This is a genomic window from Brucella rhizosphaerae (assembly GCF_002252475.1).
Classification (GTDB): domain Bacteria; phylum Pseudomonadota; class Alphaproteobacteria; order Rhizobiales; family Rhizobiaceae; genus Brucella; species Brucella rhizosphaerae.
Map to the genome: position 1 here is coordinate 493,000 of NZ_NNRK01000034.1, position 13,348 is coordinate 506,347.

Here is a 13,348-nt window from a genome sequence, read left to right on the forward strand (position 1 = left end):
TTTCATCGGGCAATAAGTTGGGATGCAGCGAAAGCATGATACTCCCCAAGGGGCTGGTGTTCCGAGCCACTCTGGTTTTAGCCTGCGACTGGATGACACAGTTCTGCTTGCGTGAATATGCGCGTTGCCGCATAAGGGGCCGTCAGAGCGGTTTCGCTTTCTTATGTCTGAGAAACCGCTCTGTTTCTTTGTCTACGCATTTCCAAACACAAGGAAATTCTACACTTTTGCTGGAAATGCTCTGGGGTGGCCATGCACGCAGAATTCGATAACCGAGCTTCTAATCTTTCGCGAAAACCGCGCCTCACTACATTGGTGCGTCTGCGTTGGCTGGCTATTGCCGGGCAGACCGCAGCGGTTATGTTTGTGGCACTCTATCTGCAATTCAATTTTGCGGTGGGTATTTGCTTCGCGCTGATAGCTTGCTCTGCATGGCTCAATCTCTATCTCGCATTTCGCTTTCCGACCAACCATCGTCTGAGCCCGACAGCTGCCAGCATTGTGCTGGCTTTCGATATTTTGCAGCTGGCAGGACTGCTCTATCTGACGGGTGGGGTACAAAACCCCTTCGTTATCCTGATGATAGCTCCGGTCATCATATCTGCCACATCGCTTTCGGTGCGCCATACGCTGGCTCTCGCACTCCTCGTTGTGCTGAGTACCTCCGTGCTGACGCTGCGCTATGAGCCTCTGCCCTGGTATCCCGGCGAAACGCTCAATCTGCCATTTCTTTTTGTGGCCGGCATTTGGTGCGCGATCATTGCCGCACTGGGTTTTACCGGCGTTTATGCCTATCGTATTGCCGAAGAAACACGCCAGCTTGGCGATGCTTTGGCCGCAACAGAACTCATTTTGCAGCGCGAGCAACATCTGACCGCACTGGATGGGCTGGCAGCAGCAGCAGCCCATGAGCTGGGTACGCCACTTGCCACCATCACTCTGGTGGTCAAGGAAATGCAGCGCGCTTATGCCAACAAGCCCGATAGCGATCCGGGACTTGCAGAAGACATTGCACTTTTGCAATCGCAGGCTGCGCGATGCCGCGAAATTCTTCAGCGGTTGACCAGTCTGTCCTCGGAAAATGAGGAACACATGTCGCGTCTGCCTTTCTCATCATTGATCGAGGAAGTGATTGAGCCGCATCGCGATTTTGGGATTCTGCTCGAAGTGACAAAACAGGAAGGCCCCAAGCCGGAGCCGGTTGTGCGTCGTAATCCGGGTCTGCTTTATGGTCTTGGCAATCTGGTGGAGAATGCGGTCGATTTTGCACGCGATGAAGTCAGCGTTACATGGGGTTGGACCGACACGAACGTCACCGTTACCATTCAGGACGATGGCGAGGGGTTCAAACCGGAAATTCTCGACCGAATCGGTGAACCCTATATGACCAGCCGCGATGGGGCTCATAATGGTGGTGGCGGTCTTGGGTTGGGGCTTTTTATCGCAAAAACTCTGCTGGAACGTTCAGGAGCGCAGATTAGCTTTAAAAATCGCAAGAATCCCGGACAAGGTGCCGAAGTAAAAGTAATATGGCCACGCTCGGCTTTCATTGTAAGCTGATGAATATATTGCGGAATTAATCTTGGGTTGAATTGCAGGCACCTTTGCGCGCAGCACTTCGGCAGCATCGATTTTTTGTGCCATCGATTAGAAATCGCATTTAAACACAATGCTTTACGCTTTGTAGCAATTATAATTTTGCTGAGATTGCTTCAATAATTCAATGGCTATTTGACTTTTTGACGCAGGGATATCAATAAGGAAATAAAAATACAGGCAGGAAGCACCCCATGGAAGACTTGAAGCAGGAAGACACCGAAGCCATTGGCAACGATCCCACCCTCCTTCTGGTTGATGATGACAAGCCTTTCTTGCAGCGTCTTGCCCGCGCCATGGAAGGCCGGGGCTTTCAGGTAACGACTGCGGAATCGGTTGAAGAAGGCATCGCCGCTGCAAAGGCTGCTGCACCCGCTTATGCGGTGGTGGATATGCGGCTGGGAGATGGTAACGGGCTTGATGTTATTGAGGCCATTCGTTCACGTCGCACAGACACGCGCGCTATCGTGCTCACCGGTTATGGTAATATCGCGACTGCAGTGAATGCTGTGAAGCTCGGCGCGATTGACTATCTCTCCAAGCCTGCCGATGCGGATGAAGTTTTTGCTGCTCTGACCCGTCGTCCGGGTGAAAAAGTTGCACCACCGGAAAATCCGATGTCGGCTGATCGTGTGCGTTGGGAGCATATCCAGCGCGTTTACGAAATGTGCGAGCGCAATGTTTCCGAGACGGCACGCCGCCTCAATATGCATCGCCGTACTTTGCAGCGGATTCTGGCCAAGCGCGCACCACGTTAGAGCGTGTTTCGATTTGTTCTACCCGTTTCGGAAAGCGCGTTAATCCACATTGGTCTCGGGTACATCGAGACCGGCAAGTTCTGCAATGGTCAGCCTTGCAGCACCTGCTCGAGCAAAGCGCAGCATGAGCGCTTTGCGGGTCGCACCAGGAAGCTTGTGCTCTGGCGCGTCACGAAGAATTTCAGCCCCATAACCATCTGATAATATGAAGCCGCAATCTTCCGGAAAGATTTCGCGTGGCACAGCTGGGTGTGTCGCAAAGAAAAGCCGGTCGCAATAGGCGCGGTATTCAGGCCATTTACGGTCTGCTTTCCAGTCCTCGATTGAGGATTTAATCTCAACGATCCAGATTTCACTTTTGCGGCTGACAGCAATCAGGTCAGCGCGCCTTCCCGATGCCAGTGGCAGTTCGGGTAATGACGCCAATCCCATCTCCAGAAAAAGACGCTGTACGCCCCGCCGCACAAGCAATGCGTTTTCGGACTGTCGTCCATCTGAAAGAGGGTGGGATTTATTGGGAATCACAATTGGCATGGCCAGATTTTGCGCCTGACCGGTGCGCGAAACAACAGCAAAATGGCAGCAGGCGCGGTGATATGAAAGCGCAATCGCGGCAAAAATGGCAAGAAAGTGGCCGAAGTAGGATTTTTCAATTTACGGTTAACGGCTGGTTAACAATACTACCGCATGTTTTCACATGAATGGGCGATTCGCTCCTGTTGACGGTATGAATCAATTGAGGGGAAATTCATGAAATCTCGCGTCTTGCAGCTGAGCGCAGCTCTTCTTCTTGGTGGTGTACTTGCTGGTTGCTCCACGGTTGGTGGCACCTTTTACACCGCGTCTTATTCTGCGGTCAGCGACGCTGGTTACACGATCCCGGCAATTCCCAATGAAAAGATTCCGCAGCAATATCGCCGACAGATCGTGAAATATCAGACCGACGAAGCGCCGGGCACCATCATTGTTGAGACGCGCGAGAAGTTTCTCTATTACGTCATGCCGGACGGCAAGGCGATGCGCTATGGCATCGGCGTGGGCCGTGAGGGTTTTGGCTGGTCAGGAACAGCACGCGTCGCCATGAAGCGCGAATGGCCAACATGGACGCCACCGGCTCCTATGATCAAGCGCCAGCCGGAACTGGCAAAATATCGCAATGGCATGGGTCCAGGCCTGAAAAACCCGCTCGGAGCGCGCGCTCTCTATCTCTATAACAAGGGCGGAGACACAGGTTATCGCATCCACGGCACGCCGGAATGGTGGTCGATTGGTAAAGCCATGTCGTCAGGCTGTGTGCGCATGATGAACCAGGATATCATCGATCTCCATGAACGCGCAGGGCAAGGTTCCAAGGTTATCGTGAGGCAGTAAACCTTACACCAAAATCAAAAAGGCCGCTGAGAAGCGGCCTTTTTTCTGGAAATGCGTACAAACAAATAGCTGGAGCGGTTACACCGATTCAATCTTAACTGGAACCGCTCTCAGAGTGGCTATCAGATCTGTTCGACCTGCTGCACTTCCGGCACAAAGTGACGCAGAAGATTCTGGATGCCATGCTTGAGTGTCGCCGTCGATGACGGGCAGCCAGAGCAGGCGCCCTTCATGTGCAGGAACACTGTGCCATTCTCAAAGCCTCGGAATGTGATGTCGCCGCCGTCCTGTGCAACAGCTGGACGCACGCGGGTTTCGATCAATTCCTTAATGGTTTCGACGATTTCGGTATCGGCTTCATCGAAGAATTCTTCATCTTCATGAGCAGCGGCTGCATCCGCATTGGCATTACCAGCCATTGCGGGCAGGCCCGACATGAAATGTTCCATGATCGTGCCAAGGATGGCAGGCTTCAGATGCTGCCATTCGCCGTCTTCTTTGGTGACTGTGATGAAATCATAGCCAAAGAAAACACCGGTTACGCCGGGTACCGCAAAAAGCTTTGCTGCGAGCTGCGAGGTGTTGCCTGCGCTTGACGCATCACGGAAATCTGCTGTTCCCTCAGGCATGACAACCTTGCCTGGCAGAAACTTCAGGGTCGCCGGGTTTGGCGTCGTTTCAGTCTGGATGAACATGCCCGTTCTCCGCTTTCAACTCTGGATGGGTTCTAGTAAGCGCCAATGAGCGAGGAAGCAAGGCTTGCTTCGGTCAGCTGCATATCTGTTACGATCAATATAGGGTGATTATGTCACCGCATCAATGTCATCATTGGAAAGTCCTGCGGGGACCACGGTAACGGGGATCTGAAACAGTGCTCGTCCTGCAAGCGACTGGACCAGAGGGCCGGGACCTTCCTTGCCAGAACCAGCCGCCAGAACCAGAATGGCTATGTCCTGATCTTCTTCAATCAGGCTTGGCAACTGATCATTGGTGTTGCCTTCGCGGATGATCAGTTCCGGCTCGATACCCTGTTCTTCGCGCACAGTGGCAGCGAATTTTTCCAGCGTTGAACGTGCACGTTCTTCTGCTTCCTGCCGCATGATTTCGCCAACGCCCAGGATTTGCTGGAAATCCGAATTGTCGATGACAAACAGCATGACAAGCGCGCCGCTTGTATTCTTGGCACGGCGCGCGGCATAGGCGACAGCACGCTCGCATTCGGGCGTGTCATCAATAACAGCAAGAAACTTGCGTCGGTGGCCGGCTTCCCGGCTAAGTCGTTTGGATACCATGGCGATAATGTGGCATTGCAAAGAGCCGCCCGCAAGCGGGCAGCTCTTGATTATTTATTAGTTCTGCAACCAGCCGATAATATCGCGGACGTGGCGCATGTTTGCCTCTGCAATCACGCTGGCGCGTTCGCCACCATCTTTCAGAACGTTGTCGATATAGGCAGGATCGGCCACCAGACGACGCATTTCATGGGTGATTGGCGACAGCTTTGCCACTGCCAGATCAGCCAGTGCGGCTTTGAATTCGGAGAACTGACGCCCACCAAATTCGCTCAGGATTTCTTGCTTGGACTTCGACGACAGGGCTGCATAGATGCCAACCAGGTTGTCGGCTTCCGGACGCCCGGTGAGGCCATCGATTTCCGTAGGCAAGCCGTCCGAATCGGTCTTGGCCTTGCGGATTTTCTTGTTGATGGTCTCTTCGTCATCGATCAGGTTGATGCGCGAGAGGTCCGAAGGGTCGGATTTCGACATCTTCTTGGTGCCGTCACGCAGCGACATGATACGCATGGCCGGACCCGAAATCATCGGCTCGGTCAGCGGGAAAAAGCCGGAAACCTGTTCGTCGCCAACCTGCATGTCCACACCAGTGCCCAGCGAGGCAATACGGTCTGAGTAGTCGTTGTTGAACTTCTGGGCGATGTCACGGGTCAGTTCGAGGTGCTGCTTCTGATCTTCGCCGACCGGAACATGGGTCGCGCGATAGAGCAGAATGTCTGCAGCCATGAGGCTTGGATAGGCGAAGAGGCCGAGCGAGGCGTTCTCGCGGTCTTTGCCTGCCTTATCCTTGAACTGCGTCATGCGGCTCATCCAGCCAATACGTGCGATGCAGTTAAAGACCCATGCGAGTTCCGCATGCTGCATAACGCGACTCTGGTTGAAGACGATGCTCCGCTTGGGATCAATGCCTGCGGCGAGAAATGCCGCCGTGACTTCGCGGGTCGACTGAATGAGTTCAGCCGGATCGGGCGACACGGTCAGCGCGTGCATATCGACGACGCAGTAGATGCATTCCTGCGTCTCCTGAACCTCTACCCACCGCTTGATCGCACCCAGATAATTGCCGAGGTGAAGATTTCCGGTCGGTTGGACGCCGGAGAAGACAAGCGGTTTAAACGTGCTCATGACTTTATCCTGATGTTGGCCTCCGCCGGTGGAGAGCGAAGGATTTTTGAATGCTGTTGCATAGTCCTACCCAAGATTGAAATCAACTTAGAGCTTAATCCGACCGGAGTGAAAAGAGGATCGATAAGATTATGCTTGAAGTAGAAGACGTTAGAGCGCCGATCTGATTTTATCAGATCGAAACGCGCTCTAAGGTAAGATTGTGCAACAAATCTAAATTGTTAGAGTGGCCTTTGTACGCTCAATGGGGCGTAGGGCGCTCTAATCTTTTTCGCAGAGCCACAACAGCCTTTCAAGAGCAATTATATTTCGCTCTCCGGCTCCTTCTTGACAGCCCCACGCTTGATGCCGCGGCGGATCATGCCGGTATTGGCACCGCCAAGTCCAAAGGCCAATGCAAAATAAACGACCATCGCTGCGACAACTATAGTCGTAACGGTGCCAGCTCTGACCGCGAACGGTGCAGCAGATGAGAGCTCAAAAGCGAAATGCCCGACGGCAAAATAGATGCCCGTTGCCATCACGCCCGCAGCAATCAGCAGACGCGGAATGCGGGTGAGCAAAGGTATATCGCTCCCCCAATGGCCGCGCTTGACCAATGTTGCAAACAAGAGCGCTGCATTGACCCAACCGGCAGTGATTTCGGCAATCGCTATGCCGCTTGGTCCCATGCGTTGAAACAGCGTAATGGCCAGCGACACGTTCACCGCCACGGAAACCGCCGCGAAGATCATGGGTGTGCGGGTATCTTCACGCGCAAAGAAACCCGGAATGAAGGCCTTGATCAGAACGAAGGCCGGAAGGCCTAAACCATAAATCGCGAGAATGTTGGAAACAACGAGTGTCGATTCAGCACTGAACTGACCGCGTTCAAACAGAAGCCGCACAATCGGCTCTGACATGACAAGCAAAGCAGCAGCAGCGGGAAGGGTAAGAAACAGCGTGAACTCGACCGAACGGTTCTGCAGGTTGGAGGCTTCTTTCATATGACCACCGCGCAATGCACGCGACAGTTCCGGCAAAAGCACGGTCGCAACCGCAATACCAACCACGCCGAGCGGCAACTGATAGATACGATCGGCATAGACGAGCGAGGACACAGCGCCTTGCATGCCCGATGCGATATTGGTGTTGATCAGCAGATTGATCTGCGTAATGCCGCCGGTAATCGCAGCGGGCAGCGCCAGCACCAGAAGTCTTTTGACATTTGTGGTGAGGCGCGGGCGACGGAAACCGATTTTGATACCCGCATTGCGCACGGCAAGCCAGACGATTGCGAGCTGCACCACACCGGCCGCCATGACACCCCATGAAAGCCCATAGCCGACGGCAAGCGCGTCGTAGCCCTTCCACCAGGCGAAGGCCAGAACGCCGATGAGAATGATGTTGAGGAAAACCGGCGCGATGGCTGCCGCAAAATATCGATGCAGCGAATTGAGCATCCCGCCCATCATTGCTGAAAGCGACATACAGGCGAGATAGGGGAACATGATCACTGCAAGCCGCACGGTATTGTCGAACTTTACCGGATCGTCGGTGAAGCCGGGCGCAATGATCGTACGCACGATAAACGGCATCGAGAGCTCCATCACGATTGTGATGAAAAGCAGCACCGTGAAAAGAACGCCAAACACTTCTTCAGAAAAGCGGCGAGCGCCTTCCATGCCGTTCTTTTCGATTTCCTTGGCAAAGAGTGGCACGAAGGCCGCATTGAACGCGCCTTCAGCAAAGAGCCTGCGGAACGTGTTCGGGAAACGAAAGGCAGCATTGAACGCATCCGCCACAGGACCGGTGCCGAGTGCCGCCGCCATGAACATTTCGCGCGTGAAGCCGAAAATGCGGCTCATCAGCGTGCCGGACGCGACCGTTGCGAACTTTTTGACCAAACTCATTTAATCTAAAAACCTATGCTGCTGCGCGACCGTTGGTCTTCGCGCTGTTTTCCCCGCCAAGAACGGCAAGGAGCTTGCGCCTGATATTGCCCTGTCGGGTTGCGTTTGAAATCTTGTGCCCGACGAGATCGGTTACATAGAAACTGTCGATCACCTTTTCGCCGAAAGTGGTGATGTGCGCCGAAGCAATATCCAGCGAAAGGTCAGAAATAAGGCCGGTCAGTTCCGAAAGAAGGCCGGGGCGATCAAGCCCTTCCACTTCGATGACGGTGAACTTGTCGGAGAGCGTGTTGTTGATCTCGACATGCGGCTCTACCTTGAATGCTTTCGCGCCTCTCTTGGGCTTGGTGCGCTTGGCAAGAACATCCGGTAAATGGGATTTGCCGGAAAGCACATCTTCGATCACCTTACCGACGCGTTCTGCACGTCTGCGCTCATCGTCGTCAGTGTCGAACTCGCGGCTGATCAGGATTGTGTCGAGCGCGCGCCCATCACCTGTGGTGAAGATCTGCGCATCGACAATGTTGCCGCCAGCCGCAGCACAAGCGCCGGTAATGATCGACAGCAGACGTGGATGATCGGGTGCAAGCACGGTAATTTCCGTGACGGCCTCAAAAGTATGTGGCTTTGCCATTGTGGCAAGCGCACGACCATTACGGTCCGTTTCTCGTATGAAATGGGCGTGGCGCACCTGATCATCGAGACTGACGGTCAGGAAATAGTTGGTGTAATGCAGGCCAAGATAGGCATCGCGTTCTGCTGCTGGCCACTCGGACAATTTGTCTGCCAATGCTGCGCGCGCCTGCCGGTCACGGTCGGCACGGGGCAATTCAGAGAAGCCACCCGTCAGAACCAGTTCTGTTTCATAGAAGAGAGTGCGCAGAAGCTGGCCCTTCCAGCCATTCCAGACGCCCGGGCCAACGCCTTTGATGTCACAAACGGTCAGGATGAGCAGAAGCTTCAGCCGCTCCATCGTCTGAACCGTATCAGCAAAGTCGACAATCGTTTTACGATCGTTGAGATCGCGAGACTGCGCAACCATGCTCATGGTCAGATGCTCGCGCACCAGCCATTCCACGGTTTCTGTTTCCGACGCAGACAGGCCGAAGCGCGGGCAGAGCCTGCGGGCAATGCGGGCCCCGGCGATGGAATGGTCTTCGGGTCGCCCCTTGGCGATGTCATGCAGGAGAATAGCCACATACAGTAAAACACGGTCACGCTTCATGGTGGTGACGAGATGGTTGGCCAGTGGGTGCTCGTTTTCGAGCTCACCGTGCTCGATTTCAGACATGACCTGAATGCAGCGCAGCAGATGTTCGTCCACCGTATAGTGGTGGTACATGTTGAACTGCATCATCGCGACGATTTTGCCAAAATCCGGGATGAATTTGCCCAGCACGCCCGATTCATTCATACGGCGCAGGATCAATTCCGGATTGCGCGGCGATGTCAGCACGTCAAGAAACAGGCGATTGGCTTCTGCGTTCTCGCGTAGTTCACCATTGATGAGCTTTAACGAACGGGTGAGCTGTTGCATTGCATCGGGATGAAATTCCAGCCCATGCTTGTCTGCAAGATGGAAGATGCGGATGATGTTGACCGGGTCTCGTTTGAAAACGTCAGGATCAGCGATGTTGATGCGGTGATTTTCGGAGACAAAATCTCCACTGGCTGAAAGCTTGCGCTTGCGGCGTGAGAAGGTGAGGAAGATGCGGTTGAAACCCGGCACATGCTTGGCTTGCTCTTCTTCGAGCGCCGCACAAAGAATGCGCGTCAGATCACCAACATCCTTAGCTACCAGGAAGTAGTGCTTCATGAAGCGTTCGACATAGTTCTGGCCCGGATGCGCGGTGTAACCAAGACGCTGTGCAATTTCCGGCTGGATATCGAAGGACAGGCGTTCTTCTGCTTTCAGCGTTGCAAAATGCATGTGGCAACGCACAGCCCAAAGGAAATCTTCGGCCTTGTTGAAAAGGCGCAATTCACTGCGTGACAATACGCCGAGCTTGATTAGCTCTTCCTTGCTTTTCACGCGGTAGAAGTATTTTGAAATCCAGAACAGCGTATGCAGATCGCGCTGACCGCCTTTGCCTTCCTTCACATTAGGCTCGACCAGATAGCGCGTCTCGCCTGCCTTGCGATGGCGGGCATCGCGCTCGGCAAGCTTGGCCTGAATGAATTCAGGCCCGGTATTTTTGACCACTTCCTCGTCAAAGCGGGTGATGAGTGCGGTGAAAAGGTCTTTGTTTCCGATGATGAACCGTGCATCCAGAATGGCTGTGCGGATCGTCATGTCTTCGCGCGAAAGACGAATGCACTCGTCGATATTGCGCGTCGAATGGCCGACTTTCAGCCCCATGTCCCAAAGCATGTAGAGCATATATTCGGCGACCTGTTCGCCCCAAGGGGTTTGCTTGTAGGGCAACAGGAACAAAAGATCGATATCGGAACCCGGAGCAAGCCCGCCGCGTCCATAGCCGCCAACGGCGACGACGGCCATGCTTTCAGCCTTTGATGGGTTCATCATCGGGTAGACTTTGGTGCTGGCAAATTCGAACAACGCGCTGATAAGCGTGTCCATGAGATAAGACAGGCGTCGCACACAAAGTGTGCCTCCGCCATCTTTCATCAGCATGCTTTCCGCATTGGTACGACCGCGTATCAGGGCATCTTTAAGCGCGTGCAGCACGACTTTGCGCACGGACGGGCTTGTGTAGCTCTCGTCTGTGGAGTCAGCCAGTTCGTTCAGCTTGCGACGAATTGTTTCGGGATTGACGATTTCTTCAAGCTTCAGGTCGTGTGCGCTCATGCGGCTTTGATGTCCGGCTTGCAGGGAAGGGCTTGCGGTCATCATCCTATAGCCGGTTTTAGATATGGTGAACATACTTTCGCTTGTCGCGGAAAAGTGTGCCGATGGCTCAAACGAAAAGGCCGGGCATTTGCCCGGCCTCTGTCATGCGTTATTCGTCTTTTCAGTTGGTCGCGTTATAGGCTGCAATGGCTGCCATATTCACGATGTCTGTATCTTTTGCGCCGATATTGACGATCTGCGCGGGTTTGTCGAGACCGACGAGCAGCGGGCCGATGATTGTCGCGCCGCCCAGCTCCTGCAACATATTTGCTGCAATCGAAGCCGAATGATTGTCGGGCGTGACGATAACATTGGCGGGACCCGACAGGCGGATGAACGGATAGCGGTCCATCAGTTTCGGGTTGAGGGCAACGTCTGCACTCATTTCGCCGTCGAATTCAAAATCGACATGACGCGTGTTGAGAATGCGGACTGCTTCCTGAATGCGTGCCGAGCTTTCGCCGACCATATGGCCGAAGGTCGAAAATGCAGTCAGTGCTACGCGCGGCACATAGCCCATGCGGCGTGCCATACCTGCGGCTTCAACAGCGATATCCGCAAGTTCTTCGGCCGTTGGTTGCTCGTGCACGGCAGTGTCTGCGATGAAGACTGTGCGGCCACGGCAAAGCGCAATGGACACCCCCACCAGACGATGGCCGGGCTTTGAATCGATCACACGGCGTACATCTTCAAGTCCGGTTGCGTAGTTACGGGTGATGCCCGTTACCATACCATCGGCATCGCCGAGCGCCACCATGCAGGCCGCAAAATGATTGCGGTCATTGTTGATCAGGCGGTGGCAGTCACGCGTCAGATAGCCTTTGCGCTGCAGTTTCTCATAAAGATAGTCGGCATAGACTGTGTTGCGGCTCGAAAGACGCGCATTGATAATTTCAATGCCCGGACGATCAAGATCAAGACCAGCAGCTTTTGCGGTTTCGGCAACACGCTCTTCACGGCCTACAAGAATGGCAGTGCCAAGGCCTTGATTAACGTAGGAAACAGCGGCGCGCATCACCTGTTCTTCTTCGCCTTCGGCAAAGACGATGCGTTTTGGCTGACGGCGCACGCGCTCATAAATGCCGCGCAATGTTGAAGCAATCGGATCGCGGCGCGCCAGCAATTCACGCTTGTAGCCTTCAAGATCTTCAATCGCGCGACCGGCAACACCGGTTTCCATTGCAGCCTTGGCGACAGCTGCTGAAACGGTTGCGAGCAAGCGAGGATCGAACGGCACCGGGATGATATAACTCGGACCAAAGCGAGGGCGGCTGCCCTGATAAGCGGCTACCACATCGTCCGGTACGTCTTCGCGGGCGAGTTCGGCAATTGCATAGACCGCTGCGATTTTCATCTCGTCATTGATCGTGGTGGCGCGAACATCCAGCGCACCACGGAAAATATACGGGAAGCCCAGAACGTTGTTGACCTGGTTCGGGTAGTCCGAACGCCCCGTTGCAACAATCGCGTCATCCCGCACTTCCGCAACATCTTCAGGCGTGACTTCCGGGTCCGGGTTGGCCATCGCAAAGATAATCGGATTTGGTGCCATTGAACGCACCATCTCCTTGGTCAGTGCGCCCTTGGCGGAAACACCGAAAAAGATGTCAGCGTCCTGCATCGCTTCTTCGAGCGTGCGCTTTGACGTCTTGATGGCGTGGGCCGACTTCCACTGGTTCATGCCTTCTTCGCGGCCCTGATAAACTACACCCTTGGTGTCGCAGAGGGTGACGTTTTCAGCCGGGAAACCGATGGCCTTGATAAGCTCGATACAGGCAATGCCCGCAGAGCCTGCGCCATTGCAGACAAGCTTGGTGTTCCTGATATCGCGGCCTGTCAGATGCAGTGCGTTGATCATGCCGGCTGCAGCAATGATTGCTGTTCCGTGCTGATCGTCGTGAAAGACCGGAATGTCCATCAGCTCGCGCAGGCGGCTTTCAATGATGAAGCAGTCTGGTGCCTTGATGTCTTCGAGATTGATGCCGCCAAAGGAGGGTCCGAGATAACGCACCGCATTGATGAAGGCGTCGATATCGGTCGTGTCGATTTCAAGATCAATGGAATCCACGTCGGCAAAGCGCTTGAACAGCACAGCCTTGCCTTCCATGACGGGCTTGGATGCAAGCGCACCCAGATTGCCGAGGCCGAGGATTGCAGTACCGTTGGAAATGACAGCGACGAGGTTGCCTTTGGCGGTATAATCATAGGCCAGGGCAGGATTTTCCGCGATGGCCTTGACCGGCACGGCAACACCGGGCGAATAGGCAAGCGACAGGTCGCGTTGCGTCATCATGGGCTTGGTCGGATTGATTTCCAGCTTGCCCGGGCGGCCCTGAGCGTGAAAGTCGAGCGCTTCCTTCTCACTGGCTGTGGGTGTGCGTTCTGGCGTGTTGCCCTTCGGCGTCGAGGCTGGCATGTTCCCTCCGGGTTCATCTGCGGGACAAATTCGATAACGCCAGTGAT

Annotated in this window: 10 protein-coding genes; 3 read left to right on the top strand and 7 right to left on the bottom strand. The window is 54.4% G+C overall.

The genetic code is table 11. The annotated features are described in order from the left end of the window. The first annotated feature begins 252 nt into the window (after window positions 1-252). The gene (locus CEV32_RS19410; protein ID WP_094578742.1) at window positions 253-1,560 is read left to right on the top strand and encodes an ActS/PrrB/RegB family redox-sensitive histidine kinase; all 1,308 of its coding nucleotides are present in this window, start codon (window positions 253-255) and stop codon (window positions 1,558-1,560) included. A gap of 230 nt (window positions 1,561-1,790) precedes the next feature. After that, window positions 1,791-2,354, top strand: a complete 564-nt coding sequence (gene regA / locus CEV32_RS19415; protein ID WP_024898183.1) for a global response regulator transcription factor RegA — start codon at window positions 1,791-1,793, stop codon at window positions 2,352-2,354. Between the two features lie 39 nt (window positions 2,355-2,393). Here the strand turns inward: regA and CEV32_RS19420 are convergent, their stop codons facing one another. Beyond that, a complete protein-coding gene (locus CEV32_RS19420) occupies window positions 2,394-2,888 on the bottom strand; it encodes an MmcB family DNA repair protein (RefSeq protein WP_094578743.1) in 495 nt (164 codons plus the stop codon). Between the two features lie 216 nt (window positions 2,889-3,104). Between CEV32_RS19420 and CEV32_RS19425 the strand changes: the two genes are divergently transcribed. Continuing rightward, window positions 3,105-3,725, top strand: coding sequence for a L,D-transpeptidase (locus CEV32_RS19425; RefSeq protein ID WP_094578744.1), 621 nt, complete (start codon window positions 3,105-3,107; stop codon window positions 3,723-3,725). A gap of 122 nt (window positions 3,726-3,847) precedes the next feature. Here the strand turns inward: CEV32_RS19425 and CEV32_RS19430 are convergent, their stop codons facing one another. From CEV32_RS19430 to CEV32_RS19455, 6 genes are all read right to left on the bottom strand, one after another. Continuing rightward, window positions 3,848-4,420 carry a NifU family protein gene (locus tag CEV32_RS19430; RefSeq protein ID WP_094578745.1) on the bottom strand — a complete coding sequence of 191 codons (573 nt, stop codon included), beginning with the start codon at window positions 4,418-4,420 and terminating at the stop codon, window positions 3,848-3,850. Window positions 4,421-4,528: 108 nt separating this feature from the next. After that, a complete protein-coding gene (locus tag CEV32_RS19435) occupies window positions 4,529-5,068 on the bottom strand; it encodes a universal stress protein (RefSeq protein ID WP_208620884.1) in 540 nt (179 codons plus the stop codon). Between the two features lie 6 nt (window positions 5,069-5,074). Beyond that, the gene (gene trpS, locus CEV32_RS19440; protein ID WP_094578747.1) at window positions 5,075-6,142 is read right to left on the bottom strand and encodes a tryptophan--tRNA ligase; all 1,068 of its coding nucleotides are present in this window, start codon (window positions 6,140-6,142) and stop codon (window positions 5,075-5,077) included. Between the two features lie 302 nt (window positions 6,143-6,444). Continuing rightward, window positions 6,445-8,034 (bottom strand): murein biosynthesis integral membrane protein MurJ, encoded by a 1,590-nt coding sequence (gene murJ, locus CEV32_RS19445; RefSeq protein ID WP_094578748.1) that lies wholly within the window; start codon window positions 8,032-8,034, stop codon window positions 6,445-6,447. A gap of 13 nt (window positions 8,035-8,047) precedes the next feature. Further along, window positions 8,048-10,843 carry a [protein-PII] uridylyltransferase gene (locus CEV32_RS19450; protein ID WP_094578749.1) on the bottom strand — a complete coding sequence of 932 codons (2,796 nt, stop codon included), beginning with the start codon at window positions 10,841-10,843 and terminating at the stop codon, window positions 8,048-8,050. 163 nt (window positions 10,844-11,006) lie between these two features. After that, window positions 11,007-13,301: an NADP-dependent malic enzyme gene (locus CEV32_RS19455; RefSeq protein WP_094578750.1), complete on the bottom strand. Its 2,295-nt coding sequence runs from the start codon at window positions 13,299-13,301 to the stop codon at window positions 11,007-11,009. Window positions 13,302-13,348: the final 47 nt, after the last annotated feature.

What these genes read in the sequence shown, in the direction of transcription:
- CEV32_RS19410 (WP_094578742.1), top strand. Translation starts at nt 253, where the DNA reads ATGCACGCAGAATTCGATAACCGAGCTTCTAATCTTTCGCGAAAACCG.
- regA (WP_024898183.1), top strand. Translation starts at nt 1,791, where the DNA reads ATGGAAGACTTGAAGCAGGAAGACACCGAAGCCATTGGCAACGATCCC.
- CEV32_RS19420 (WP_094578743.1), bottom strand. Translation starts at nt 2,888, where the DNA reads ATGCCAATTGTGATTCCCAATAAATCCCACCCTCTTTCAGATGGACGA.
- CEV32_RS19425 (WP_094578744.1), top strand. Translation starts at nt 3,105, where the DNA reads ATGAAATCTCGCGTCTTGCAGCTGAGCGCAGCTCTTCTTCTTGGTGGT.
- CEV32_RS19430 (WP_094578745.1), bottom strand. Translation starts at nt 4,420, where the DNA reads ATGTTCATCCAGACTGAAACGACGCCAAACCCGGCGACCCTGAAGTTT.
- trpS (WP_094578747.1), bottom strand. Translation starts at nt 6,142, where the DNA reads ATGAGCACGTTTAAACCGCTTGTCTTCTCCGGCGTCCAACCGACCGGA.
- murJ (WP_094578748.1), bottom strand. Translation starts at nt 8,034, where the DNA reads ATGAGTTTGGTCAAAAAGTTCGCAACGGTCGCGTCCGGCACGCTGATG.
- CEV32_RS19450 (WP_094578749.1), bottom strand. Translation starts at nt 10,843, where the DNA reads ATGAGCGCACACGACCTGAAGCTTGAAGAAATCGTCAATCCCGAAACA.
- CEV32_RS19455 (WP_094578750.1), bottom strand. Translation starts at nt 13,301, where the DNA reads ATGCCAGCCTCGACGCCGAAGGGCAACACGCCAGAACGCACACCCACA.